At 73.5% G+C, this 26054-nt stretch carries 24 protein-coding genes; 12 read left to right on the top strand and 12 right to left on the bottom strand.

Annotated elements, in window-relative coordinates; all coding sequences use genetic code 11:
- Positions 1-5: 5 nt before the first annotated feature.
- The 4 genes from DMB42_RS25435 to def form a co-directional block, all read right to left on the bottom strand.
- Positions 6-422 (bottom strand): CBS domain-containing protein, encoded by a 417-nt coding sequence (locus tag DMB42_RS25435; protein ID WP_125637517.1) that lies wholly within the window; start codon positions 420-422, stop codon positions 6-8.
- Between the two features lie 146 nt (positions 423-568).
- Positions 569-1972 (bottom strand): aminotransferase class V-fold PLP-dependent enzyme, encoded by a 1404-nt coding sequence (locus tag DMB42_RS25430; protein WP_125637516.1) that lies wholly within the window; start codon positions 1970-1972, stop codon positions 569-571.
- A complete protein-coding gene (locus DMB42_RS25425) occupies positions 1965-2585 on the bottom strand; it encodes a helix-turn-helix domain-containing protein (protein WP_125637515.1) in 621 nt (206 codons plus the stop codon). The genes DMB42_RS25430 and DMB42_RS25425 overlap by 8 nt, the downstream gene beginning before the upstream one ends.
- 7 nt (positions 2586-2592) lie before the next feature.
- Positions 2593-3138, bottom strand: coding sequence for a peptide deformylase (gene def, locus DMB42_RS25420; protein WP_396983493.1), 546 nt, complete (start codon positions 3136-3138; stop codon positions 2593-2595).
- 147 nt (positions 3139-3285) lie between these two features.
- Between def and DMB42_RS25415 the strand changes: the two genes are divergently transcribed.
- The gene (locus DMB42_RS25415; protein ID WP_125637513.1) at positions 3286-4080 is read left to right on the top strand and encodes a class I SAM-dependent methyltransferase; all 795 of its coding nucleotides are present in this window, start codon (positions 3286-3288) and stop codon (positions 4078-4080) included.
- Between the two features lie 95 nt (positions 4081-4175).
- Here the strand turns inward: DMB42_RS25415 and DMB42_RS25410 are convergent, their stop codons facing one another.
- Positions 4176-4691 carry a hypothetical protein gene (locus DMB42_RS25410; RefSeq protein ID WP_125637512.1) on the bottom strand — a complete coding sequence of 172 codons (516 nt, stop codon included), beginning with the start codon at positions 4689-4691 and terminating at the stop codon, positions 4176-4178.
- Between the two features lie 61 nt (positions 4692-4752).
- The gene (locus tag DMB42_RS25405) at positions 4753-5709 is read right to left on the bottom strand and encodes a hypothetical protein (RefSeq protein ID WP_125637511.1); all 957 of its coding nucleotides are present in this window, start codon (positions 5707-5709) and stop codon (positions 4753-4755) included.
- Positions 5710-5952: 243 nt separating this feature from the next.
- On the opposite strand from DMB42_RS25405, the gene DMB42_RS25400 reads away from it, so the two are divergent.
- On the top strand, positions 5953-6891 hold the full coding sequence (locus DMB42_RS25400; protein ID WP_125637510.1) for a GNAT family N-acetyltransferase: 939 nt from the start codon (positions 5953-5955) through the stop codon (positions 6889-6891).
- A gap of 30 nt (positions 6892-6921) precedes the next feature.
- On the opposite strand, the gene DMB42_RS25395 is transcribed toward DMB42_RS25400, so the two are convergent.
- Positions 6922-7677 (bottom strand): nucleotidyltransferase domain-containing protein, encoded by a 756-nt coding sequence (locus tag DMB42_RS25395; RefSeq protein WP_260477928.1) that lies wholly within the window; start codon positions 7675-7677, stop codon positions 6922-6924.
- Positions 7674-8312 carry a DNA polymerase beta superfamily protein gene (locus tag DMB42_RS25390; RefSeq protein ID WP_125637509.1) on the bottom strand — a complete coding sequence of 213 codons (639 nt, stop codon included), beginning with the start codon at positions 8310-8312 and terminating at the stop codon, positions 7674-7676. Before DMB42_RS25390 ends, DMB42_RS25395 begins: the two co-directional genes overlap by 4 nt.
- A 57-nt stretch (positions 8313-8369) precedes the next feature.
- Here DMB42_RS25390 and DMB42_RS25385 point away from each other — a divergent pair, with 57 nt between their 5' ends.
- Both DMB42_RS25385 and DMB42_RS25380 read left to right on the top strand, forming a co-directional pair.
- Positions 8370-10235: a propionyl-CoA synthetase gene (locus DMB42_RS25385; protein ID WP_125637508.1), complete on the top strand. Its 1866-nt coding sequence runs from the start codon at positions 8370-8372 to the stop codon at positions 10233-10235.
- A gap of 75 nt (positions 10236-10310) precedes the next feature.
- Complete coding sequence (locus tag DMB42_RS25380; protein ID WP_125637507.1) at positions 10311-13121, top strand: NACHT domain-containing NTPase; 2811 nt, start codon at positions 10311-10313, stop codon at positions 13119-13121.
- Here DMB42_RS25380 and DMB42_RS25375 read toward each other — a convergent pair.
- Positions 13106-14245, bottom strand: coding sequence for a HAMP domain-containing sensor histidine kinase (locus DMB42_RS25375; RefSeq protein WP_125637506.1), 1140 nt, complete (start codon positions 14243-14245; stop codon positions 13106-13108). The genes DMB42_RS25380 and DMB42_RS25375 overlap by 16 nt on opposite strands.
- Complete coding sequence (locus DMB42_RS25370) at positions 14242-14898, bottom strand: response regulator transcription factor (protein WP_125637505.1); 657 nt, start codon at positions 14896-14898, stop codon at positions 14242-14244. The genes DMB42_RS25375 and DMB42_RS25370 overlap by 4 nt, the downstream gene beginning before the upstream one ends.
- Positions 14899-15055: 157 nt before the next feature.
- On the opposite strand from DMB42_RS25370, the gene DMB42_RS25365 reads away from it, so the two are divergent.
- From DMB42_RS25365 to DMB42_RS25340, 6 genes are all read left to right on the top strand, one after another.
- Positions 15056-16495, top strand: a complete 1440-nt coding sequence (locus DMB42_RS25365) for a hypothetical protein (RefSeq protein WP_125637504.1) — start codon at positions 15056-15058, stop codon at positions 16493-16495.
- Positions 16492-17625: a sensor histidine kinase gene (locus DMB42_RS25360; RefSeq protein WP_125637503.1), complete on the top strand. Its 1134-nt coding sequence runs from the start codon at positions 16492-16494 to the stop codon at positions 17623-17625. Before DMB42_RS25365 ends, DMB42_RS25360 begins: the two co-directional genes overlap by 4 nt.
- On the top strand, positions 17622-18269 hold the full coding sequence (locus tag DMB42_RS25355) for a response regulator transcription factor (RefSeq protein ID WP_125637502.1): 648 nt from the start codon (positions 17622-17624) through the stop codon (positions 18267-18269). The genes DMB42_RS25360 and DMB42_RS25355 overlap by 4 nt, the downstream gene beginning before the upstream one ends.
- 108 nt (positions 18270-18377) lie before the next feature.
- Entirely contained in the window at positions 18378-20348 is a 1971-nt protein-coding gene (locus DMB42_RS25350) for an MMPL family transporter (protein ID WP_185844857.1), read from the top strand.
- Between the two features lie 49 nt (positions 20349-20397).
- Positions 20398-21285 carry a hypothetical protein gene (locus DMB42_RS25345; protein WP_260477927.1) on the top strand — a complete coding sequence of 296 codons (888 nt, stop codon included), beginning with the start codon at positions 20398-20400 and terminating at the stop codon, positions 21283-21285.
- 84 nt (positions 21286-21369) lie between these two features.
- On the top strand, positions 21370-22335 hold the full coding sequence (locus DMB42_RS25340; RefSeq protein WP_185844856.1) for a hypothetical protein: 966 nt from the start codon (positions 21370-21372) through the stop codon (positions 22333-22335).
- On the opposite strand, the gene DMB42_RS25335 is transcribed toward DMB42_RS25340, so the two are convergent.
- Together DMB42_RS25335 and DMB42_RS25330 are read right to left on the bottom strand one after the other, a co-directional pair.
- Positions 22245-23555 (bottom strand): glycosyltransferase, encoded by a 1311-nt coding sequence (locus tag DMB42_RS25335; protein ID WP_260477926.1) that lies wholly within the window; start codon positions 23553-23555, stop codon positions 22245-22247. The two genes, DMB42_RS25340 and DMB42_RS25335, sit on opposite strands and share 91 nt — an antisense overlap.
- Positions 23556-23559: 4 nt before the next feature.
- Entirely contained in the window at positions 23560-24375 is an 816-nt protein-coding gene (locus DMB42_RS25330; protein ID WP_125637732.1) for a formylglycine-generating enzyme family protein, read from the bottom strand.
- A gap of 267 nt (positions 24376-24642) precedes the next feature.
- Here DMB42_RS25330 and DMB42_RS25325 point away from each other — a divergent pair, with 267 nt between their 5' ends.
- Together DMB42_RS25325 and DMB42_RS25320 are read left to right on the top strand one after the other, a co-directional pair.
- The gene (locus DMB42_RS25325; protein WP_125637500.1) at positions 24643-25602 is read left to right on the top strand and encodes a Ppx/GppA phosphatase family protein; all 960 of its coding nucleotides are present in this window, start codon (positions 24643-24645) and stop codon (positions 25600-25602) included.
- A 58-nt stretch (positions 25603-25660) separates the two neighbouring features.
- Positions 25661-26017: a hypothetical protein gene (locus DMB42_RS25320; RefSeq protein ID WP_125637499.1), complete on the top strand. Its 357-nt coding sequence runs from the start codon at positions 25661-25663 to the stop codon at positions 26015-26017.
- Positions 26018-26054 lie beyond the last annotated feature (37 nt).

Raw genomic sequence — 26054 nt, 5'->3', positions numbered from 1 at the left:
CCACGTTAGCGGTTGCCCTCCGCGGCCGAAATGTCGGCGAGCGCCGAGTTCGGGTCCCGCTCCAGCGCCAGGTCGCCCAGGCTCACGATCCCGACGGGACGGCCGTCCTCGACGACCGGGAGGCGGCGTACGGCGTGCGAGCGCATGATCTGCACGGCCTGGTCGATGCTCGTGTCCGGCCCGACGGCCTCGACGGACGGGCTGCACGCCTCGCTCACCGGCGTGTCCGGTCCCCGCTCGTCGGCCACCACGCGGATCGTGATGTCGCGGTCGGTGACGATGCCCTTCATGCGCCCGTTGTCGTTGACGATCACCGCGCCGACGTCGTGGTCGCGCATGAGTGACGCGGCGACCGACACCGGCTGGTCGCTCTCGACCGTCGCCGGGTGCGTGGTCATCACGTCTGCCACGGTCTGTGCCATGGGATCCTCCTGATTGCTCTGTCCAGGCGGCCTCCTACCCGGGCCCATGGGGCACTCACAGGGCTTTGTCGGATCCCGGCGTCCGGCCATGCGTGTCCGGTACGTCCCTGGAGGAACCCTTTACCGGGCTTCAGGGCTGCCGGGCCTCAGAGCGTCTTGGCCGCCAGGCGGATCTCCTCCAGCAGGAGCACGAGGTCGTCCTCGGTGGTGTCGGGGTGCAGGAAGCAGGCGCGCAGCGCGTCCCGGCCGCCGAGGCGGGTGCCGGTGATGAAGGTGTTGCCGCGCGCCTGCACCGCGCCCGGTACGGCCCGGTTGAGCGCGTCGAGCCCGCCGTCCCGCGGCGTGTGGCGGAAGGCCGTGATGGAGGTGGCGACCGGCGCGAGCAGCTCGAAGTCCTCGGCCCGCTCGACCATGGCGGCCAGCGTGCGGGCCAGGCCGGAGGTGTGCTCCACCAGGCGCGTGATGCCCTCCCTGCCCAGGTACGACATCGTGGCCCAGGTCTTCAGCGCCCGGAACGGGCGGGTCTGCTCGGGGCCGTACTCGGAGAACCAGCCCAGGTCGTCGGCGTTGTCGTCGACCAGGTACGACGGCACCAGGCTGAAGGCGGCCCGCGCGGCGGCCGGGTCGCGCAGCAGCGCGCAGCCGCAGCCGACCGGGACGCCGAGCCACTTGTGCGGGTCGAGGGCCAGGGAGTCGGCCCGGTCCAGCCCGGCGTAGGCCGGCGCCGAGCGCGCGTCGAGCACGCCGAGCGCGCCGTACGCGCCGTCCACATGGAACCAGAGGCCGTGCTCGGCGGCCACGTCGGCGATGGCGTCGAGCGGGTCGACCGCGCCGGAGTTGACCGTGCCCGCGCTGCCCGCCACGCAGAACGGCCGCAGGCCCGCCGCCAGGTCCTCGGCGATCATCGTACGCAGCGCGCCGACGTCCATCCGGAAGGAGGCGTCGACCGGTACCTTCCGGACGTTGCGCGCGCCGAGACCGAGGAGCTGGGCCGCCTTGTGCAGGCAGCTGTGGCCCTCCTCGGTGACGTAGAGGACCATGGGCGGGCGGCCGTGCAGGCCCTCCTCGCGGGCGTCCCAGCCGTCGGCGAGCGCCGCCTGCTGCCGGGCCGTGGCCAGGCAGACGATGGTGGCCATGGACGCGCCGCTGGTCAGCAGGCCGCCGCCGGGCGGGTGGGGGAAGCCGACCAGCTCGGCCAGCCAGCGCACCACCGTACGCTCCAGCAGGGGGCCCGCGTGGTCACCGCCGGCGACGCTCGGGTTGAGCGCGGCGGCCAGCGGCTCGATCAGCACGCCCGCGGGGGAGGGCGGCGAGTTCACCCAGCCGAAGAAACGCGGGTGCCCGTTGCCCATCGGGTACGGCAGCACATGGGCGCGTACGTCGTCGAGCAGCGCGTCGAGGGGACGCCCGGCCTCGGGCAGCCGCAGCCCGCCCAGCCAGGCGCGCCCGGCCTCGGGCACCGGCTGCCAGACCGGCCCGGCGGGCACACCCTCCAGATGGCCGGCCACGATCTCGGCCGCCCTGACGCCGGCCCGGCGCAGCTCATCCATGTGGCGATTCCCTCCAGGTCTCGTGGTGGCCGCCGCCACCCAGCTCCATGGCCAGGTAGAAGACGCAGTCGGCGGCGCCGTCGTTGGCGAAGGCGTGGCGGTGGTCGCCGGGGTAGCTCGCCGAGTCGCCGGCCGCCAGCTCGTACGGGCGGTCGTCGATCGTCAGGCGCAGCGTGCCGCGCTCCACGGCCAGGTACTCGCGCGAGCCCCGGGCGTGCGGCGCGAACTCGCCCGCGTCCACGCCGGGGCCGATCGTGGTGCGCATGAACTCGAACTCGACGTCGGCCAGCACCGGCGACAACACCCGCCGCTCCCAGCCCGACGGGTCGCGCAGCACGCGCTGGCGGTCGTGGCGAAGCACCCGCACCGCCTCGCCCGCCGGCTCGTCGAGGAGCCGGGAGATCGACGTGCCGAGGGCCGTGGCCAGCCGGTCGAGCACCAGCACGGTCGGCGACTTGGCGCCGCGCTCGACGTCGGAGACCATGCTCCTGCTGATGCCGCTCAGCTCGGCCAGGCGCTCGACCGAGAGCCCGCGCCCGCGCCGCTCGGCCCGGATGCGCCCGCCCAGCTCGGCCAGGGACAGGCCGCTGGACAGTACGCCTTCACCTTGCATTTATCCACTATAGCGGATAAATGTCCTCTTTAGCGGCCTTAGTTTGCTCGTAGGCGGCCAGCACCTGCTTGCGGCGTTTGGTGGGCAGCCGGTCGATGTACAGGTAGCCGTCGAGATGGTCGGTCTCGTGTTGCAGGCAGCGCGCCAGCAGGCCGGTGCCCGAGACGGTGACGGGCTCGCCCGCCGCGTCGAAGCCGTGGACGGTCGCGTGGTCGGGACGGGGGAGCGGGGCGAACTGGCCGGGGACCGACAGGCAACCCTCCTCGTCGGGATCGAGGCGGCGCTCGCCGAGACCGGGCAGCTCCAGGGTGGGGTTGACGACGACGCCCTTGTGGTTGACGCCCTCGGCGTCGGGGCAGTCGTAGATGAACACGCGCAGCGGCACGCCGATCTGGTTGGCGGCCAGGCCCACGCCGTTGGCCGCGTACATGCTCGCGAACATGTCGTCGACCAGCGCCGCGAGCTCGCCGTCGAACCGGGTGACCGGCTCGCACGGATGATGCAGCACCGGGTCGCCCACGTGCACGATCGGCCGGACCTCTCCCACGACCACGCCTTCCTCTTTGCCGGAACGTTGCCGTGACCAGTCTAGGAGCGGGTCACGCACGGTCGAACCATTCTCATATGACAAGACACATCCTCTTGAATAGTGAGACTGACGCTAGGGTACGAGTACACATCGTCGTGAAGGAGTCTTGCGATGGACGCCGTCTACACCCATGGTCATCACGAGTCCGTGCTGCGCTCGCACCGGTGGCGTACCGCGGAGAACTCGGCCGCGTACCTGCTGCCGCACCTCCTGCCGCACATGAAGGTCCTCGACGTGGGCAGCGGGCCGGGCACGATCACCGCGGACCTGGCCGCGCGGGTCGGCCACCTGACGGCGTCGGAGGTCACCGAGGAGGCCCTGGAACTGGCCAGGACCGAGGTCGCCGCGCGGGGGCTGCGCAACGTCGACTTCGCCGTCGCCGACGTGCACGCCCTCGACTTCCCCGACGACTCCTTCTGCGTGGTGCACGCCCACCAGGTGCTCCAGCACGTGGGCGACCCGGTACGGGCGCTGCGCGAGATGCGCCGGGTGACCAAACCGACGGGGTACGTCGCGGTCAGGGACAGCGACTACTCCGCCTTCACCTGGTACCCGCACCTGCCCGCGCTGGACGAGTGGATGGCCCTCTACCAGCGACTCGCCCGCGCGAACGGCGGCGAGCCGGACGACGGCCGCCGCCTGCTGTCCTGGGCCCGCGCCGCCGGCTTCGAGGACGTCACCGCCACCTCCTCCACCTGGTGTTTCGCCACCCCCGAAGACCGCGCCTGGTGGGGCGGCATGTGGGCCGAACGCGTCCAGGAGTCGGCCCTGGCCCGGCAGGCGCTCGCCACGGGCGCGGCCACCGAACGGGACCTGCGGCGCATGGCCGACGGCTGGCTGGAGTGGGCCGCCGACGGCGACGGCTGGCTGTCGGTCCTGCACGGCGAGATCATCTGCCGCGCCTGACGCCCGCCGGGCCCCAGCGGGCCCGGCGGCCGGGGGCGAAGAGGGCGAGGGGGCGAGGGGGCGAGCGGGCGAGGAGGGGGAAGGGGGTGAAAGGGTCAGAGGCCCAGCGTGCGGGTGCGCTGCCACTGCGGGTCGCGGTAGAGCACCTGGTCGGTGCCCAGCAGCTCGTCGGGCGCGGACAACATGGCGATCTCGCCCGCGGCCTGGAGCTGCAGCAGCAGGTCGCGCACCCGTGGCCCCACCGGCAGCCGTCCGGCCGGCAACCCGAACCCCGCCCGTACCGTGTCGGCGATCTCCGACAGATGGAACGGCCCGTCGTACCCGGCCACGATCCCGCGTACGACGGTCATCGTGATCAGCTCCTCGGCCTCGGTGTGGGCGAGCTGCCAGGTGATCTGCTCCTTGCGCCCCCCGGTCGCCGCGCAGACCGTGCAGCCCCGCGTCAGTCCGGGGGCCACCTGCTCGACCGCCGAGCCGAGACAGGCCGAGCATCGGCCGTTCTCGGCGGCGTGCAGCTCGGCCGCCATCCGTCCGGCCAGTACGGCGCCGCAGTCGCAGCCGAAGCCGTCACCCAGGATGCCGCTCTGCGGCGAGATCGTATGCTTCGTCATCGAGCTGACTCTACCGGCCGGGACCGGCGCCCCCGGCGGCCCGTCCGGGCGGCCGGTCGTGTCAGCCGCGGGTGTCGGCCAGGCCGTGCAGGCGGCGCAGGGCCTTGCGGGCCGCGGCCGAGACCCGTTCGTCCGGGTGGTGGTCGATGAGCACCCGCAACACCCGGCCCGTCCACGGGTGGTCGCCGAAGGCGAGGATGGCGATCGTGCCCGCCTGCTCCTCCGCGTCCATCCCCATGGCGATCGACTCGATCACCTCACCCGCCTCGCCGCCGAACTCCAGCAGCGCCGCCGCCATGTCCACCAGCACCCAGGCGATCTCGTCGGGAGCCGTCCGCCGCTCCTCGCGGCCCGTCCTGGCCGCGACCACCGCGCCCAGCCTCGGCTCCTCCAGCAGCCCGTTCAGCGCCCGGCGGCCCTCGTCGCCGAGGCCCGTCGCCAGCAGCTCCACGCCGACCGCCCTGCTGAGCGGGCTCACGCCGGCCAGCGCGGCGGCGATCTCGGCCGCCCCCTGCCCGGCGTCGCGGCCGGTCAGCCAGCCTGCCAGCTCCTCGGCCCGTTCGGCCTCGGGATAGGAACGCAGGCCGTGCAGCAGCGCGGCGGCGCCGGCGTCGGCGAGGGAGCCCATGACGGGGATCTCCTGCCCGGCGGTCTCGGCGATGATCAGCCGCGCCACCCACAACCCCAGCCAGCTCAGCGTGTACGGCTCCGCCTGCCGTACCAGCCCCAGGTCCGTCAGCGTCTGGGGCACCCGCCCGGCGACCGGCTCGCGGGACAGGAACATGCGGATGAGCTCCAGCAGCAGCCCCTCGTCGGTGGCCAGCCGCGTCCGGCACACCTCCGCCCACGCCTCCAGCACCCGCGCGTCGTCCTCGGCCCCTCGGTCGTGCTCCGGGTCGAGCGCCGCCTCCAGCTCGCCGGAGAGCGGCGCGGCGCGCACCGCGGCGGCCAGCGTGGAGGCGGCGGGAAGCCGGATCGGCGGTTGCAGCGGCAGCGTGTCGTCGTCGTAGGACCTCACGAGCCCATCCTGTCCTCTTCGTCCCGCTGGATCGAAAATCGTCCCGCCGGATCGGGAAACGCCGGAAACTGAACGCGGTCCAGCGTACTCACGTCGCTGCCCGGCCACGAGAGGAAGATCACGCCGGTGGGAAACGGGAGGCGACCGAAGACGACATGCACTACAGTGCCACGAAATGTCGGCAGAAAGGAGGCTCTGAGATGTTTGTCAATATAAGGGCGCTTACTACTTCTCGGAGGAACCGTGCAATTCCGCCCTGCGGCCGAGGCTGACCTTGACCGCCTGCTCGGCTGCGTCGTCGTCGACGAGTCCATCAGCTGGGCCCATGCCGACCGGCTGCTCTCTCTCCTGGAGAGCCGGAACTACCGCTTCGACCGTATCTGGCTCGCCGAGGAGAACGGCGAGATCATGGCCCGCGCCGTCTGGTGGGGCTTCGCCGGCGAGGAACGGCCGCTCGCCCTCGACTGCGTCTACGTCCACCCCTCGGTCGAGGACCGCGTGGGCCTGGCCGCCGAGCTGCTCAACCACGCCCACGCCGCCTTCGGCCAGAAGCCGGCCTACCACGTCTTCGTCTCCAACGGCTGGCGCGACAACCCGCAGAGCTCCGCGGCCATCGCCTGGCGCTGGGAGGCCGCCGGCCGCGTCGGGCTGACCGAGGAGCTCGAACGCCTGCGGTACGCCTGGACGTCCGGATCGCCCGTGCCCGAGCCGTCCAAGCGGCTGGTCTTCCGCGGCGATGACGACGACGAGGTGTTCGTGGACGCCTTCCGCCAGGTCGCCGAGGGCACGCTCGACTTCTACACCCGCCAGGCCCTGATGACCACGGACCCCGTGGAGCAGGCCCGCGAGGACGTGCGCGACAACAAGTCGATGAAGGGCGACCGGTCCTGGTGGCGGCTCGCCTACGACGAGGCGGGCGACCTGGCCGGCATCGCGCTGCCGTCGGCCAACGACGGCGGGCCCGTGGTCGGCTACCTCGGCGTGGTGCCCTCGCACCGGGGCCGCGGCCTCGTCGACGACCTGCTCGGCGAGATCACCCGCTTCCACGCCGAGCGCGGCGTGCAGCGGATCGTGGCCGACACCGACGCGGGCAACGTCCCGATGGCGCGGGCGTTCGAACGCGCCGGTTACGACAACTTCGCGATCCGGCTGGTCCTGTCGGCCGATCCCGGAGCCGCCTGACCTTGCCTGACGGGCCCCTCCCGGGGCCCGTCAGGCAAGGGCCGCGAGGCGCGCCCGCACGACCAGGTCGTGCAGGGCGTCGCCCGCGGTGGCGCGCTCGGGCAGCGCCGAGCTCTCGCGCGCCGCCTCCAGCGCGGCCGTCATCCGCTCCACGTCGGCCGCCACACCGTCCAGCGCGGGCGCCGCGCCGTGCTCGGCCTCCCGTTTGGCCGCCACCAGCTCCGGCAGGTACGGCGGCCCGTACGCCATCAGCCGCGTCAGGTCGGCCTCCAGCTCCCCGGTACGCATCAGATGCGTGCCCGTCGCCAGCACCCGGAAGGTGTACAGCAGCGGCTTCAGCTCACCCGTACGCCCGAACAACCGCCACTGCGTGCGCGCGAACCCCAGGTAGTGGTGGGCGTGATGCCGCGTCAGGCAGCCGGGCGCCAGCGACACCAGCTCGTCGTGCACCGGCGAGGAGGCCACCACCAGCGGCGACAGGAGCTGTTCCAGCACGTAGCCGTTGCGGTTGAGCAGCAGGCGGCAGAACTTGACCAGGTCGTGCGTGACCAGGTCCACCTCGACGCCGTCGCGCGTCCACGTCCGGTCGAGGGTCTGCGGCCCGGTGCGCAGCCCGACCACCTCCGCGACCGGCAGCACATGCGTGCCGCGCAGGTCGACGTCGGAGTCCACGGACGGGAAACCGTACAGGTGGGCGCCGCTCACCGTGGCGAAGACCACCGGGTACGGCTGCTCGCCCGGGATCTCCGGCAACCACGACGGCAACAAGGACGGCAGCCCGTTCACAGGTTCTCCTTCCGCACGCCGACGAGGAAGTCCTCCACCCGCTCCCGGTCCGGCCGCTCGGGCAGGACGGTCGGCGCGGCGGCCAGCTCGGCCGTCAGCTCGGCCCGCCAGGCGTCCACCTCGGCCCACGGCACCTCGCCGCGCTTGATCGCCAGCAGCCGCTCCCGGTACGCCTCGACCCCGACCAGCGGCTCGCCGTGCCGTACCAGGTGCAGGCCGCTGATCAGCAGCCGCAACATGTGCATGGCCTGCTTCCACTTGGGCGCCCGCGGGTCCAGGCGGCGGAACTGCGCCCCGGCGTACCCGGCGAACGTCTCGTGCGCCCGCCGCGACAGGAACGCCCCGCGCAGCTCCAGCAGCCGCCGTCCGGCGGGCGTGGCCACCTCCACGATCGGCGACCACAGGCACTCCAGCACCGTCGGGTTGGCCTCCAGCGCCAGCACGCAGAAACGTTCCACCTCCCACGAGAACTGCTCGGGCAGCGGCCCGTCGCGGTGGGTGGGCGGCTTGGTCAGCCGCCAGAAGTCCGCGGTGGGGGCCACGAACACGCCGCGCCGGTCGGTGTCGGACCCTTCGGTCTCCAGCCCGTACGCCCGCGAGCCCACCACGACGGACAAGATCAGGTCTTCGTTCACCCGGACACCCTCCCACGGGTCTTGCGTTCGGGGGCCGGCGGCTGATCTGATCGACAAGTGGGCGGCTATGACGAGGCGTACCGGCGCAGCATCGAGCGGCCGGAGGAGTTCTGGGCCGAGGCGGCACTCGACATCGACTGGGACGTCGCGCCCGCCGCGGTCAGCGGCGGGGGCCGCTGGTTCCCCGGCGGACGGCTCAACACCTGCCACAACGCGATCGACCGGCACGTCGCGGCCGGGCGCGGCGGGCAGGCGGCGCTGATCCACGACAGCCCGGTCACCGGCACGGTCCGCACGATCACGTACGCGGAGCTGCTCGACGAGGTGGCGCGGACGGCGGGCATGCTGAAGGGGCTCGGCGTGACGGCCGGCGACACCGTGGTGATCTACATGCCGATGGTGCCCGAGGCGGTCGTCGCGATGCTGGCCTGCGCCCGGCTCGGCGCGGTGCACTCGGTGGTGTTCGGCGGCTTCGCGGCCAGGGAGCTGGCCCTGCGCATCGAGCACGCCGAGCCCAAGGTGGTGCTCTCGGCCTCCTGCGGCATCGAACCGGCCCGCGTGGTGGCCTACAAGCCGCTGCTCGACGCCGCCCTGGAGCAGTCGGCCCACCGGCCCGCCCACTGTGTGATCCTCCAGCGCCCGCAATGCCCGGCCGAGCTCACGCCGGGCCGCGACCTCGACTGGCACGATTCCGTACGCGCCGCCGCCCCCGCCGCGTGCGTGAGCGTGGCCGCCACCGACCCGCTCTACGTGCTCTACACCTCCGGCACCACCGGCCTGCCCAAGGGCGTGGTGCGCGACAACGGCGGCCACGCGGTCGCGCTGCGCTGGAGCATGACCAACGTCTACGGCGCGGCCCCCGGCGAGGTCTTCTGGGCCGCCTCCGACGTCGGCTGGGTCGTCGGCCACTCCTACATCGTGTACGCGCCCCTGCTGACCGGCTGCACGACCGTCCTGTACGAGGGCAAACCAGTCGGCACGCCCGACCCCGGCGCGTTCTGGCGGGTGACCGCCCAGCACGGCGTGCGCACGCTGTTCACCGCGCCGACCGCGATCAGGGCCATCAAAAAAGAGGACCCATCCGGCAACTTCGCGAAAAAGTGGGATCTGTCCGGGTTGCGGCACCTCTTCCTGGCCGGCGAGCGCCTCGACCCCGACACCTACCACTGGGCGAGCGACCTGCTCGGCGTCCCGGTCATCGACCACTGGTGGCAGACCGAGACCGGCTGGCCCGTCGCCGCCAACTGCGTCGGCATCGAGACCCTGCCGATCAAGCCGGGCTCGCCCACCAAACCCGTCCCCGGCTACGACGTACGCGTCCTCGACGCCGAGGGCCGCGAGTGCCCGCCCGGCGTGGAGGGCGCCGTCACCGTCAGGCTGCCCCTGCCGCCCGGCTGCCTGCCCACCCTCTACCGCGACGAGGAGCGCTTCGCCGCCTCCTACCTGACCCGCTACCCCGGCCACTACCTGACCGGCGACGGCGGCCACATCGACGCCGACGGCTACCTCTTCGTCATGGGCCGCATCGACGACGTGATCAACGTGGCCGGCCACCGCCTGTCCACGGGCACGCTGGAGGAGGTGATCGCCGCCCACCCCGACGTCGCCGAGTGCGCGGTGATCGGGGTCGCCGCCGAGCTGAAGGGCCAGCTCCCGGTCGGTTTCGTGGTGCTCAAGTCCGGCTCGGAGCGCGACCCGGCCGACGTCGAACGCGAGCTGACCGCCCTGGTACGCGAGCACGTCGGGCCCGTCGCCGCCTTCCGCCGGGCCGTCGTGGTCGCCCGGCTGCCCAAGACGCGCTCGGGCAAGATCCTGCGTGCCACCATGCGTGACATCGCCGACGGCAGGCCGTACACCACGCCGTCCACCATCGAGGACCCCGGCGTGCTGCCGGAGATCGCCGACGCCGTGAACGGGCCATAGCGGAGCGGGCATCAGGGGAGCGCCGCGGCGCGGCCTGGCACATGATGGGACATCCCGGTCCCGGAGAGAAGGCTGATGATCGAGACGCCGAGTTACGCCGACGCCCTGAGGGTGCTGGGCTGCAAGGAGGGCAGGCTCGTCAAGGTGGTCGGCTTCGCCGCCGCGGCCGCCCGTACGGGATGGGCGCTGGCCGGAGGCGGGCTGCTCACCATGAGCCTGGCCGACCTGCGTGCCGACATCGTGCGCTACGGCGAGGAGGTCATCCGCAGGATGCCCGAGCTGAAGGGGGGCGTGGACCGTTACACCCGCACCCAGCGCCTGGCCGCCGCGCACGCCGTCGTCGTCGTGTCGGCCTGGTTTGAGGCGCTCGGGGAGGCCAAGCTGCCCTTCACCCTGGAGCAGCTCGACCGGGCCGACAAGATCTCCCACGGCGTGCCCACCCCCGAGCGCTTCGCCCGCCTGGTGGCCGGGCTGCTCATGGAACGCCTGCCCACCCCCGAGCCGCACGTGCCCTTCGCCGAGACCCGCCAGGCCGTCGAACGCGCGTACCTGCGTATGTCGGAGGCGATGGCCGGGTTCGTCGGCGGTCTGAGCGTGTGGGACGAGCTGCCGGTCGACGACCAGCTCCTGTTACCCCGCATGCTGGCCGAGGGCCCGCCCCCGCACGCGCTGCGCATCTACGACGAGGACTTCCGCTCGTTGTCGCTCGACAGCCACGAGTTCGGCGTGCGCAGCCTGGTCACCGACCGCCAGACGCCGGGCACCGGCCTGTCGCGGGTGGCCTGGCTGCTGGCCGAGCTGGCCCCGCCGCGGGTCGGCGACCGTCCCATGATCCATCAGGCCCGCATGGCGGCCAACGCGCTCGACCGGCCGCTGCTGGCCGCGGGCAAGCTGCCCGAGGACGTCTCGCTCCCGCTGCTCGGCGAGGGCTATCTCAGCCCGCGCTGCCGGGTGGCCGAGCTGACCCGCGAGTCCGACCCGTCCTCCATGGGCTGGTGGCAGGACCAGCGCCTGCTGCCGGACGCCGAGGCGTTCCTCGTCGGCCACCTCACCTCGCTGCGCGCCACCCAGGCGCCGCTGCTGGTGCTCGGCGAGCCCGGCTCGGGCAAGTCCAAGCTGACCGAGGTGCTGGGCGCCCGCCTGGCCAGGTCGGAGTTCCTGCCGATCAGGGTGGAGCTGCCGCGCGTCCCGCCGCGCGCGCCGGTCACCGAGCAGATCGAGCGGGCCGTCGCCGCCGTGCTGGAGGAGGAGGTCGAGTACGCCGACCTGGTCGCCGCGGGCGGCGGCGCGCAGCCGGTGATCCTGCTCGACGGCTTCGACGAACTGCTGCAGGGCGGCGTCAACCGCTACGACTACCTCGGGCACGTCCAGGAGTTCCAGCGCCGCGAGGCCGCGCTCGGGCGGCCCGTCGTGGTGGTCGTGACCAGCCGGACCGTCGTGGCCGACCGGATCAGGTTCCCCGACGGGCTGCTGGCGCTGCAGCTCCAGCCGTTCGAGGACGACCAGGTGCGCCAGTGGCTGGACATCTGGGACCACTCCAACCGCGCCCTGCTGGCCAGGCGCGACCTGAAGCCCCTGCCCGCGGCGACCGCGCTGGCCCAGGGCGAGATGGCCAGGCAGCCGCTGCTCCTGCTGCTGCTGGCGCTCTATGACGCCGGCGGCAACGCGCTCCAGCGCGACCACGGGCCGATCGGCCGCGCCCGCCTGTACGAGGCGCTGCTGCGCGACTTCACCGAACGTGAGACCGCCACCCCGCGGCGCGTGGTCATCGACAGCGAGCTCGTCCTGCTCGGCACGGTGGCCCTGTCCATGCTGGCCCGCGGCAGCCAGGTCATCACCGAGGACGCGCTCGCCCGCGACCTGCCCGCCCTGTGCGAGGGCGGCGACGACGAGCCCGACGAGCCGGCCCCGCCGGTCGACTGGGCGCGCAGGGCCACCGACCGCTTCTTCTTCATCCGCCGGAACGGCTACTCCTTCCTCCACTCCACCTTCGGCGAGTTCCTGACGGCCTGGCTGACCGTGTACGCCCTGCGCGACCTCGACCGGCGCCGCCGCCTGGCCGGGGACGAGCCGCTGGCCCTGGCCCAGAGCGTGGACGACGACCTGCTGTACGCGGTCACGTCGTTCTCCTGCCTGGCCGAGCGCGGGCCGACGATCGGGTTCATCCTGGAGCTGCTGGACGAGGTGCCGGCGGCCGTACGCGCCCGGTGCGTCACCCACCTGGCCGGGCTGCTGCGCCGGTCCCTGCACGAGCGCCGCCGCCGCTGCTTCACCGGCTTCCGGCCGGTACGCCATCCGGTCACCCGCCGCCTGGCCGCCTACTCGGCCAACCTGGCGCTGCTCATCGTGGCCGCCGCGCAGGAGCCCGTACCCGTCTCGCACATCCTGGGCGGGCCCGACCCGCTCGACCGCTGGGCCTCCTTCAGCCACCTGTGGAAGGGCCAGCTCGGGCAGGAGGGCTGGACGGGCCTGGTCAACGCCCTGTCGGCGCACCGCGTCGCCGGGCTGGAGGAGGTGATCCTCGGCGGCACCGAGGGCACCGCCATGGGGGACGTGATCGTCGCCGCCGCCACCGGCCACGCGCCGCGCAACCGCAGGCTGCTCGACCTGCTGATGCTCGCCGTGGGGGAGGGCCGGTCCCTGCACTTCCGCGACCGGGTGGCCCTCCTGCGGGAGCTGGTCGAGACCGCCGCCGTACGGTCACCCGCGGTGCACCGGGCGCTGGGCGCCATGTGGCGCGCGGACGGCGCCGACCACGAGGCGCTGCGCGCGCTGCTGCACACCGTGCTGGCCGACCCGACCGAGCGTGTGGCGACCTGGGAGCAGCTCGTCAGGGCGGGTGTGCCGGAGGAGGAGCTCTGGCAGATCCGTCAGGGGACCGACTGATCCACCGGCAGCTCCACGGTGATCGTCAGGCCGCCCTCGTCCCGCGGCCTGGCCGACACCGTGCCGTCGTGCGCCTCGGCGATGACCCGGACGATCGACAGGCCGAGCCCGCTGCCCCGCTCCGAGCGCAGCCGGTCGCCGTGCAGCCGCCGGAACGGCTGGAAGATCGTCTCGATCTCGTACGGCGGGACGTGCAGCCCGGTGTTGGCCACCACCAGCTCGACCTGCTCGGCCCGCCGCCGCGTGGTCACCCAGACCTCGCCCTTGGGGTGGTTGTGCCGGATCGCGTTCTCCACGAGGTTCTGCACCAGCCGCTCGACCAGCACCGCCTCACCCTTGGTCGGCGCCTGGTCGAGCAGCCGGTGGATCGTCACCTCCCGCTCGGCCGCCTCGTCGCCGGCCTGGTCGAGCACGTGCTCGGCGACGTCGGTCAGGTCGAACGGCCGCCGGTCGAGCACTGACTGCTCGCCCTCGGCCAGGGCCAGCAGGCCGTCGATGAGGCGTTCGTGCCGGGCGTTGACCAGCAGCAGCGACTCGCCGAGGCGCTTGACGTCGTCCGTGGCGTCGGGACGGCGCACCGCCACGTCCACCAGCGTGCGGTTGATCGTCAGCGGGGTGCGCAGCTCGTGCGAGGCGTTGGCGACGAACCGGCGCTGCCCGTCGAAGGAGCGCGCCAGCCGGCCGAGCATGGTGTCGTAGATCTCGGTCAGCTCCTTGACCTCGTCGCGCGGGCCCTTGTAGTCGATGCGCTCGGTCAGGTCGTGGCTCTGGGCCACCCGGCGGGCGGTCTCGGTCACCGACTTGACCGGCCGCAGCACCCATCCCGCCGCCCGCCAGCCGAGCCCGAACGCGACGGCGGTGGCGGCCAGCACGATGATCCCGCCGACGGTGCGCACGCCGCTCAGCGTCTCGCGCTGGTAGGCCGCGCGCACCCGCATCGCGTTGCTGTAGGAGCGCTCGTAGGAGTCGCCGTAGGAGTACTCCCGGGGGAAGTCGGGCTTGATCAGGTCCGCCCGGAACTCAAGCTGCGATCGGACGACGAAGTACACCCCGGTCACCGTCAGGGCGCCGAGGAAGAGGAACACCCCGGCGCAGGCCAGGGCGAAACGCATGCGTACGGTCATGGGATGCGGTACCCCGATCCCGGCACGGTCTCGATGACCGGGGGCTCGCCGAGCTTCTTGCGCAGCTTCATCATCGTCGTACGAACCGTGTTGGTGAACGGGTCGATGTGCTCGTCCCAGACCTTCTCCAGCAGGTCTTCGGCCGAGACCACCGCGCCCTGGGCGCGCAGCAGCTCGGCCAGCACGCCGAACTCCTTGCGGGCCAGCGGGACGTACACGCCGTCGCGGAACACCTGGCGGTGCGCCCAGTCCAGCCGCACGCCCGCCCGCTCCAGCATCGGCGGGTCGGCCCGGCGAGCTCGGCGGCCGAGCGCGTGCACCCGCGCCACCAGTTCCTCGAACGCGAACGGCTTCGTCAGGTAGTCGTCGGCCCCCAGCGACAACCCCGACACCCGCGACCGCACGTCGCCGGACGCGGTCAGCATGAGCACCCTGACCAGCCACTCCCGCTCCACGACCGTCCGGCACACCTCGTCGCCGTGCACCCCCGGCAGGTCCCTGTCCAGGATCAGCACGTCGTAGTCGTGCACGCCGAGCCGCTCCAGCGCCGCCTCCCCGTCGTAGGCGACCGCCGCGGCCAGCACCTCGCCCCGCAGCCCCTCGGCGATCGAGTCGGCGAGCATGCGCTCGTCCTCGGCGACCAATACCCGCACCCCTAGCCCCCCACAAGATCATGAAATGCCGCAAGTCTGGACCAGACCCCATAACGCGGGCATAACCACTTCAAGTGACGCCAAGGTTATCGGCGGATCGCTGGAATGCCCTCCGAACGACCGGGATCGGCCCGGTCGCCGACGGGGGAGAAAGTCCATGGCACTCACACTGGCGCGGACGCGCCCGCGCGCGCCCGCCGCGCGCCGCCTGCCCGGCCACGGACTGTTCGCCGGCGCGCTGGCCCTGGCCGCCGCGTTGCGGGTGCTGGTCATGCTCGGGTACGACACCGCGCAGCTCTACTGGTACGACTCCTTCACGTACCTGGACACCGCCGTGCACATGCGGCCCCAGGCGGCCTTCCACCCCGCCGGGTACTCGTGGTTCCTGTGGGTGCTGCGTCCCTTCCGCAGCGTCGAGCTGATCGCCGGGGTGCAGCACGTGATGGGCCTCGGCATCGGCGTGATGATCTACGCGCTGCTGCGCCGCCGTTCGCTGCCCGGCTGGGGGGCGACGCTGGCGGCCGTGCCGGTGCTGTTCGACCCGGCCTTCGTCCGGCTGGAGCACGCCGTGTTGTCGGACCTTCAGGTCATCTTCCTGATCATGGCCGCGCTGCTCGTCCTGATGTGGCGCAACGACCCGTCCGGGGGATTGTGGCCGGGGCTGCCGTCGGGGCGGGCGGCGGCGGTGGCCGGGCTGCTGCTCGCGCTCGCCGGGCTGACCAGGACGGCCGCCGTGCCGCTGCTCGCCCTGGCCGCCGGCTGGCTCGTGCTGCGCCGGGCGCCCTGGCGGCGGGTGGCCGCGCTGGTGCTGGCCGGGACGCTCCCGCTGGTGGCCTACGCCGGCTGGTACGCCCAGCACCACGGCAGGTTCGCCCTCAGCGGCTCCGACGGCGTCGCCCTGTGGGCCCGTACCATGACCTTCGCCGACTGCTCGATCATCAAGCCGCCGCCCGCCGAGGCCCCGCTCTGCCCGAACGGCACCGTCCTCGACGCCGCCTCCGAGTACGTCTGGGACCCCGCCGCCTCGCTCAACCGGCTGCCCGGCGACCGGTTCGCCCACAACGACCTGGCCAGGTCGTTCGCGGTGCGCGCCATCGCCGCCCAGCCGCTGGACTACCTGCGCGAGGTCGTCCGCGACACCTCGCTCGCCTTCACCTGGCAGCCGGTCGCCCACCCCAAGCGGGTGAGCCCGTCCACGACCTTCCCCAAGGGCTCCTGGCCGCTCCCCGAGCAGCACGCCCTCATAGCCGAGGTACGCGCCGAGTACGACCCCGGCATCCGCGGCATGAGCTCGGCCGAGCCCGCCGCCTCCGTCCTGGCCGCCTACACCTACCCGTGGGCCCTGCACGGGACCGTGTTCGGCGTGCTGCTCCTGGCGGGCGCGCTGGGCTCGGCCGGCCGCCGGCGGGCCGCGCTGCTGCCGTGGGCGATGGCGGCGTTCCTGCTCGTCGCGCCGGTCGCCGCCCTCGACTTCGACCACCGGTACGTGCTGCCCGCCATCCCGCTCGCCTGCGTCTCTGCCGCGCTGGCCGTAGCCGGGGTACGGCGACGGCGGTATCGCGCGGGGGAGAAGGAGCGCACTACCGTGCCGGTATGAGGACGATCGCGCTGGTGTGCGGCATGGCGGCGGTGGTGTTCGCCTCCACCGTCATGGCCTACGCCAACCAGCCGCACGCCCGCCCCCTCGACGTGCTCGGCTGGACGCTCCTGGCCCTGAACGTGCTCGCCCTGGCCTGGCTCCCCGGCCGCGCCCCGGCCGTGCTGGCCGCCACGGCCGCCGCCACGGCGGCCTTCTTCGCACTCGGGTACGCCCTGGCCCTGTGGCCCGCGCCCGCGCTGGTCGCGCTGTTCTCGGTCGTCGTGGCCGGGCGGCGGGCGCTCGGGTGGGCGGGGGCGGCCTTCCTGGTGGCGGTGCCCGGCGCCGTGCTGATCCCGGCGCCGGAGGCCGACAACGCGGCGGGGGTGGCCCTGTGGGCGCTGATCGTGACGGCCGTGGCGCAGCTCGCCGAGGCGTCCGGGGCGCGGCGCGCCCGTGCCGCCGAGGCCGAGCGGCGGGCCGCCGAGGCCGAACGTACCCGCGAGGAGGAGGCCCGGCGCCGGGCCCAGGAGGAACGCCTGCGGGTGGCCAGGGAGCTGCACGACGTCACCTCGCACACGGTGTCGGTCATCGCCCTGCACGCCGCGGTCGCCGCCGAGGCCGTCGCCCGCGCGGGCGGCCCGCCGGAGGCAGCCGAGGCGCTGCGGGTCATCCGCGCCTCCAGCCGCCAGGCGCTCACCGAGATGAAGGCCGTCCTGGGCGTCCTGCGCCCGCCGCACGCCCCTGGGGACGGGTACGGAGACGGGGACGGTGGCGAGCCCAGGAGCCCGTCGCCGGGGTGCGCGCAGCTGCCCGGCCTGCTCGGCGCCGCCGGGCTGCCCGTGACGCTCGACGTCGAGGGGGAGCCCCGTACCCTGCCGCCCGCCGCCGACCTGACCGTCTACCGTGTGGTCCAGGAGGCACTGACCAACACCATCCGGCACGCGGCCGCCACCCGCGCCCGCGTGACCCTCACCTACGAGACGGGAGCCGTGACCGTGCGCGTGGACGACGACGGGAAGGGCAGCCGGGCCCCGCGCGGCCACGGCCTGACCGGCATGGCCGAGCGCGTCGCCGCCGCGGGCGGCCGGCTCGACACCGGCGACGGCCCCGGCGGCGGATTCCGGGTCGCCGCCCGGCTGCCCGCGTGATCGCCGTCCTGCTGGCCGACGACCAGCCGCTGGTCAGGGCCGGGCTGCGGGCGCTGCTGGAGACCGAGGACGACCTGACCGTCGTGGGCGAGGCCGCCGACGGCGCCGAGGCCGTACGGCTGGCCGGACGCCTGCGGCCCGACGTGGCCCTCATGGACATCCGCATGCCCGGCACCGACGGCCTCCAGGCCACCAGGACCCTGGCCGGCGGCCCCACCCGCGTCGTCGTCGTCACCACCTTCGACCTGGACGAGTACGTCTACGAGGCGCTGCGCGCCGGGGCGAGCGGCTTCCTGGTCAAGGACGCCGAACCCGCCGAGATCCGGCACGCCGTACGGGTGGCCGCCCGTGGCGACGCGCTCCTGTCGCCCGGCGTCACCCGGCGGCTGATCGAGGAGTTCACCGCCCGGCCCGCCGTCCTCGACACCGGCCGCCTGGCCCCGCTCACCGGACGCGAGCGCGAGGTCCTGGCCGGGGTCGCCCGCGGCCGTACCAACGCCGAGATCGCCGCACACCTCCTGATGAGCCCCGCCACCGTCAAGACGCACGTCAACCGCATGATGGCCAAGCTCGCCGTGCACGACAGGGCCCAGCTCGTCGTCCTCGCCTACGAGAGCGGCCTCGCCCGGCCGGGAGCGGGCTGAGGCACCCCGGCGTACTCCGGCCGGAGGTGGGCGGTACCGCGGCGGGTGCAGCCGGTCGCCCGCGCCGGGCCGATGCCTCCGAGCGGTCGCGGTCCCTACCGTCGCCCCATGATCCGATTTTGCGTACGCCACCGGCGCCTGGTCGGGCTGATGTGGCTCGCCCTGTGCGCCGCCCTCGTCACCGCCGCCGCGCTCGCCCCAGGCCCCTCCCACGACGACTTCAGCCTGCCGGACTCCGAGAGCGGCCGGGCCGCCGCGCTGCTGGGACCGGCCGCCGCCGAGCCGAAGGGCGCGATCGTCGTCTCCGTCCCCTCGGGCGTCCAGGACGCCCACGTACGCCGGGTGACCGCCGCCCTCGCCCTGCCCGGCGTACACACGGGACCCGCCGCCCTGTCCGGGGACGGCACCGTCGCTCGCGTCCCGCTGGACTACCCGGACGAGGACACCGGCCGGCGGCTCAAGCAGGCACGCGACGGCCTGCGCGTCCCCGGCGCGGACGTCGAACTGTCGGGCGGCGACTTCGCCGACTTCGCGCCGGGAGGGCTCACCGAGGGCGTCGGCCTGCTGGCCGCCGCGGTGATCCTGCTGCTCGCCCTGCGCTCCCTGATCGCCGCCGCCCTGCCCCTGGTCGTCGGCGTGGCGGGGGTGACCTGCGGAGTGGCACTCCTGACCGTGCTGAGCAACCTCGTGGACACCCCCGCCTTCGCCGTCTACCTGACGATCATGCTGGGGCTCGGCGTCGGCGTCGACTACGCCCTGCTGATCGTCACCCGCCACCGCGCCGCCCTCCAGGAGCACGGCGACGTCGAACGGGCCGTCACCGAGGCCATGCGCACGGCGGGCCGGTCGGTGCTGTTCGCCGGGCTGATCGTGATCGCCACCGGCTCGGGCATCCTGTTCCTCGGCCCGGCGATCGGCGGCGGGATCGCGCTGGCCGCCGGATGCGGCGTGCTCATGGTGATGCTGGCCTCGCTCACCCTGCTGCCCGCGCTGCTGGCGCTGATCGGCCACCGGATCGACAGGTTCGCCCGCGGACGCCGTACGACCGGCGGTCCGCGGGCCGCCCTGCGCTGGAGCCGGGTCGTGCGGCGGCGTCCCGGGCTTACGGGCGCGCTCGCCCTGGTGGCGCTCGCCGTGCTCGCGCTGCCCGCCGCGGACCTGCGTACGGGCTGGTCGGACGCGGGCAACCGGCCGGTCACCGACACCACCAGGCGCGCCCACGACCTGCTCGGCCGGGCCTTCGGGCCGGGCTGGGCGGGGCCGCTCGTGCTGGCCGTCGCCGACCCGGCCCGGATCGGCGCCGAGGAGGCCGCCGCGCTGGCGGGCCGCACGCCGGGCGTGGCACGCGCCTTCGCCACGGGCGAGCGCTCGGCGCTCGTCATCCCCCGGACCGGCCCCCAGGACGAGCGGACCACCGATCTCCTCCACCGCCTGCGGGCCGCGCTGCCCGCCCCGGTGCTGGTCACCGGCGCCACGGCCGCCGCCGCCGACTATGCCGCCTTCTCCGCCGGACGCCTGCCGTGGACCGTCGGGGGCGTGCTGCTGGCCGCGTTCGTGCTGCTCACGGTGGTGTTCCGGAGTCTGGTGCTGCCCGTCAAGGCCATCGTGGTCAACCTGCTGTCCGTCGCCGCCGCCTACGGCGTGGTCGTCGCCGTCTTCCAGTGGGACGTGCTCGGCCTCGGCACCGGCGGGCCGGTGGACGCGTGGGTGCCGATGATGTTGTTCGTCGTCACGTTCGGGTTGTCGATGGACTACGAGGTGTTCCTGCTCTCCCGCGTCAGGGAGGAGTACACGCGGACCGCCGACGCGGGCGGTGCGGTGGCCGCCGGCCTGGCCCGCACCGCCGGGGTGATCACCGCCGCGGCCTCGATCATGTTCTGCGTGTTCGCCGCGTTCGGCGCCTTCGACGACCGCGCGCTGCGGATCATGGGGGTCGGGCTGGCCGTCGCGGTGCTGCTCGACGCCACGGTGGTGCGCCTGGTGCTGGTGCCCGCGGTCATGGAGGTGCTGGGGGAGCGGGCCTGGTGGTTTCCCGTCCTGACCCCGCGGAGGCTGACATCCTTGCGAAAAAATACGTAATATCCACAGCATCACGAGCGTTGGGGGCGCCAAGGTGCCGGGACAGAACGTGGGAGTGGTCGTCGATCCGGGAGTTCCCCCGGAGGTCGCGGGGTTGCTGCGGGCCAACGCGCCGCTGCTGTCCAGGATCAGGTCGGGCTGGGTGCCCCCGGCCGGGGAACGGCCCGCCCGGTTCAGGAACGTCTCCAGCGTGGCGCTGCTGGCCGCCACGCCCGCGGTGGTCGCGCTCATGACCGTGCTCCTGGCCTGGTCGCACCCGGGCGTCGGGTTCATGTTGCTGGGCGCGTTCGTGCTCGTCGTCCTGGTCAAGATCGCCTCGATGAGCGAGCTGCCGGAGGAGGACCTGTCGCGCGACCGCGGCGTGTACGAGCAGGCCCGCCTCCACCAAGGCCGCTACCTGCTCCCCGAGGACTTCGACCGGGACGCCGCGGACGTGCTGACCAGGGCGCAGGGCGCGATCGGCTCGGTGCTGCGCTCCCACGTCAACGCCGAGGGGCTGCTGGACGACGCCCGCAACGCGGCCATGCTGCCCGGCCAGGAATGGGAGATCGCCCGCCTGCTGGCCAAGCTGTCGGCCTTACGCGCCGAGCACCGGGACCTGGTGTCCCGGGGCATCGCCCCCGAGGTGGCCGCGGTCATCGAGCCCCTGGACCGGGCCCTGGCCACCAGCGAGGCCGCCATGATCGCCCGTGTCGAGGCCCTGGAACGTTACGCCGGGCACGTCGCCGAGGCCGAGCGCGCCTTCCACGCCCGCGGCCAGATCGAGGAGCTGCGCACCCGCCTGCCGCGCTATGAGGAACTGCTGGCCGAGTCCGGCGCCGACGCGCTGGCCGTGCCGGAGATCGACCGGCTCGCCGAGGTCGCCGACCACCTCGAACGGGTGTTGCGGCGCAGCGTGCGCTCGGCCCACGAGGCGTTCCGGTACCTGGAGAGCTGACCCGGACAAATCGGCGGACCGCCCGGCCGGCGCCCGAACGGCGTTCCGCCCCTCAGGAGGTGAACTCCCATCCGATCCGACCTCATGGCGGACGTGGTCGTCGACCCCGGTGTGCCGCCGGACGACGCCTGCCTGCTCAGGGACAACCGGCGGCTGCTGCTCAGGATGCGCGGGGGCTGGGTCCCGGAACGGCCCGGCCGGGGCGGGGCCGCGTGGCCGTACTGGCGGCTGGGCGCGATCTGCGGGGCGACCGTCTGCCTCGGCATGCTCCTGGGCGCCGGGGCGTTCGGCCGCAGCTTCGGGATGTTGTTGCTCCTGCTCCTGTCCATCCCGCTGGCGATCGGGACGTTCGTCCGCACCGGGACGCCGGAGGACGAGGAAGCCGCGTACGAGCGGCAGGTCCACGCGCGGGCGGCCCGGCACGAGGGCCGTTACGTGCTCATCGACGACCTCGACGAGCCCTCGCGCAGGCTGCTGCGCCGGGCCCAGCGGGCCGTCGCCGCGGTGACGGAGTCCCGCGTCAACACCCATGGACTGCTGGACGACGTGCGCAACGCGGTGATGCTGCCCGCCCAGGAGTGGGAGATCGCCCGCCTGCTGGGCAAGCTGTCCGGGCTGCGCGCCCGGCACCGGCGGACGCTGGCCGGGGAGAGCACGCCCGAGGTGGCGGACGTGGCGCGCCCACTGGCCAAGGCGCTGGACAGCAGCGAGCAGGCCGTCCTCGGCCGGGTGGAGGACCTGGAACGGTACGCCGCCAACGTGGCCGAGGCCGAGCGCGCCTACCGGGCGCGGGAGCAGATCGCCGAGCTGCGCGGACGGCTGCACGAGTACGAGGAGCTGCTCGCCGAGGCCGGCGCCGGCGACGCCATGACGGGCGAGCTGGCCCGGCTGACCGAGGACGCCGACCGGCTGGACCAGGCGCTGAGGCGGAGCGTCAGCTCCGCCCACGAGGCCTTCCGCTACCTGGAACCCCGCCCACCGGACCCACCGGCCCCGAAGCCCGGCCCGCTGGCTCCACCGGCCCCGAAGCCCGGCCCGCCCGGACCCTGAGCGCCGCCTCCCGGGCCTCCCAAGCCACCCTGGCTGTACGGGGCATGGGGGTCGTGCGGTGCCTGGGCCTGCGGGGTGTGCGGGGGGTGTGTTCCGGTGTGGGCGGTTTCGAGGAGCAGGTCGCAGAGCGCGTCGGCGGCGTCGACGCGGCCCAGCCTGCCCGCCGCCTGCCCCATCGCCGCCCGCAGCCCCGGATCGGCCAGCAGCGGCATCAGCTCGCCGAGCAGCTGCTCGGCCGTCGGACGCGGCTCCAGCAGCGCCCGCGCCGCCCCCGCCGAGACCAGGTAGCCGGCGTTCTTGCGCTGCTCGTCGCCCCCGGTCGGGATCAGCGGGATCAGCAGCGACGGCTTGCCGATCGCGGTCAGCTCCGACACCGTGCCCGCGCCGCTGCGCGAGATCACCACGTCGGCCGCCGCGAACAGGTCGGGCAGCTCGGCCCCCACGTACGGCACCGGGTGGTAACGGTCGGCCAGGGCCGGCGGCACCTCGACCGCCCGCATCTGGTCGATCCACGCCGGCCCGCACTGGTGCACGATCTGCGCGTGCGGGAGCAGCCGCGGCAGGATCTCGGCGATCAGGGTGTTGATCTGCTTGCTGCCCTGCGCCCCGCCGGTCACGTAGATCAGCGGCACCTCGAACGTCAGCCCGAACAGGTCGTAGGCCGCCGCCCGGTTGCCCTGCAGCAGCTCCGGCCGCACCGGGTTGCCCGTCACCACGGCCTTGGCCCGTGCCGAGGCCGGCAGGTACTCCAGCGACGACTCGTGCGACAACGCGATCCGGGTCGCCAGCCTGGACAGGATGCGGTTGGCCAGGCCCACCACGGTGGTCTGCTCGTGCATGACCAGGGGACGCCGGATCAGCTTGGCCGCCACGCCGATCGGCACGGCCACGTAACCGCCGGTGGACAGCACCACGTCGGGCAGGTAGCGGGCGGCGTGCCCCACGGCCTGGAACACCCCGACGGGGATGCGGAACACGTCGGCGATGTTGGTGCCGAGCTCCTTGAGGTTGGGCCGGCGGCGCAGCTTGCCCGTGGTGATCGCCTTGAACGGGATGCCGTGCTCGGCCGTGATCCGGGCCTCCAGGCCGCTCTCCGTGCCCACCCACAGCACGTCGTGCGGCACCTGACGTCGCTGGACGGCCGTCAGGGTCGTCAGGGCCGGATAGGTGTGACCGCCGGTGCCGCCGCCGGTGATCAACAGTCGCAGGGTTCGTGACATGCGCTCAGACTATGGCCGCGCAGCGGAAGCCGGTGTGCCCGGTCGAGGAGTCCGGCGTGTTCGACGTACGCGCGGCCACCCGGTACCGGTTGCAGTAGGAATCGTGGCACATGTACGACCCGCCGCGGATCACCTTGGCCGTGCCGTCGGCCGGACCCGCCGGATTGTCGGACGAGGGCTCCCACGTGGTGCCCCACCAGTCGGCCGTCCACTCCCAGACGTTGCCCGAGACGTTGTAGAGCCCGTAGCCGTTGGGCTGGAACGACTTGACCGGCATCGTGCCCTTGCTCGGCGCGCTCGGGAAACGGCCCTGCCAGATGTTGCAGCGCTGCCGTCCGTTGGGGGTCAGCTCGTCGCCCCAGGGGTAGCGGGCGCGTTCGAGCCCGCCGCGGGCGGCCATCTCCCATTCGGCCTCGGTCGGCAGGCGCTTGCCGGCCCACGCGGCGTAGGCGTTCGCGTCGTTCCACGACACGTGCACGACCGGGTGGTTCTGGCGGTCGCCGGCCGTCGAGCCGGGGCCCTCGGGGGAGCGCCAGGTCGCCCCTTCCACGCCCACCCACCAGGGCGCCTGCGGCACGCTCGCGTCCATGATCCCGGCCGCCGCGAACTGCCGGAACACGAACGACCAGCCGATGCTCTCGGCCTCGGTGACGTACCCGGTCTCCTTGACGAACGTGGCGAACTGCGCGTTCGTCACGCACGCCGGGTCGATCAGGAACGGGTCGAGCCGCACCTCGCGCACCGGGCCCTCGCCGTCCTCCGGGCGGCCGTCGGGGTCGTCACCGCCCATGAGGAACGTGCCGCCGGGGACGCGCACCATGCCGCGCGGCGCCGTCCGCCGCGTGATCACCTCGACCTGGCGAGGCGGGGCGTCGGCCCCCCTGCTCGGACCACAGCACGCGCTCACGGAAACCCCCCAAACGTGTCATGTCACCATGGGAAGGGTAGTCCCCTGACCATGCGTACGATGACGCGGCCGTCCCGGGCCGCGGCCGGGAGGCCACCCGGCTCCGCTCAGCCCGCCAGTGTTCTCCTCAGGGTTAGAGCCGGCTTCGCCCGAAAAGCCGCAGACCGGTAGCGTTTTCCCATGCGACTAGGCGTGCTGGACATCGGCTCGAACACCGTCCATTTACTCGTCGTCGACGCCCACCGGGGCGCGCGACCCATGCCCGCCTACTCCCACAAGGAGGAGCTGCGCCTCACCCAGTACCTGGGCCAGGACAACAGGCTCGCGCCCGAGGGCATCGAGCGGTTGCGCGCGTTCGTGGACGAGGCCGTGCGCCTGGCCGAGGACAAGGGCGTGGAGGACCTGCTCGCCTTCGCCACCTCCGCCGTACGCGACTCGGCCAACGGTGAGCAGGTGCTCGCCGAGATCGACAAGCGGTGCGGCGTGCACATCGCGGTGTTGTCCGGGCGCGACGAGGCCCGGCTGACGTTCCTGGCGGTGCGGCGGTGGTTCGGATGGTCGTCCGGGCGGCTGCTGGCCTTCGACATCGGCGGCGGCTCGCTGGAGGTCGCCGCAGGGGTGGATGAGGAGCCCGACGTGGCCGTGTCGCTGCCGCTCGGCGCCGGACGCCTGACCCGCGACTGGTTCACCGGCGACCCGCCCTCCGCCGAGGAGGTGCGCAAGCTGCGCAAGCACGTCCGTACGGAGATCGCCCGCACCGTCGGCGACGTGGCCAGGTACGGCGAGCCCGACCGGGCCGTGGCCACCTCCAAGACCTTCAAGCAGCTCGCCAGGATCGCCGGGGCGGCGCCCTCGAACGAGGGGCCCTACGTCTCGCGTGCGCTCTCGCGCGAGGACATGGCCGAGTGGGCGGTCCGGCTGACCACCATGGGGTCGGCCGAGCGGGCCGAGTTGTCCGGGGTGTCGGAGGGGCGCGCGGCGCAGCTCGCGGCCGGGGCGCTGGTGGACGACGCGGCGATGGACCTGTTCGAGGTGGACCGGCTGGAGGTGTGCCCGTGGGCGCTGCGCGAGGGAGTGATACTGCGCCGGCTCGACATGTTGCCCAGTCGGCTCGATCAGTCCGCCGGGATTACCGAGTAAGGTCGATCTATCCCCATAAATTGGCATAGTTCGCTGGTGAACGGGCACTTTTCGTCCAATGTTGACAGTCATCGGTACGATCGGCTCCCTCGTGGTGGTCTTCGTTCTCATCGTCCTGGCCGTCCTGGTCATCGCGGTGCTCGCGGTGCTCGCGATGGCGGCGCTGGCCGGATCGTTGGCGGACTGGCGCGCGTTGTGGCGGCGGCTGACCCGCCGTGGGGCGCGGCTGCCGCTGAAGCTCAGCGCCCCTGAGGCGCCGGTCCGGCTGCGGGCCGAGCTGAGCGGGAGCACGCCCCTGGTGAGCCGCCGCTTCAGGCTCGCCGCCGTCGCCCGATCGGGTGAGCGGCGTCCCGGCGTCCGCCACCCCGGCCGCCGGGCCCGCCTTCGCGGCCGTTCCGGCCTCACTTCTCACTGAGTCGCCCCGTGTCGCCGTCCCCTGACCCGGAAGGGCT

This window comes from Nonomuraea sp. WAC 01424, assembly GCF_003947315.1.
GTDB lineage: Bacteria > Actinomycetota > Actinomycetes > Streptosporangiales > Streptosporangiaceae > Nonomuraea > Nonomuraea spiralis.
This window is presented reverse-complemented; position numbering and strand designations above follow the sequence as displayed.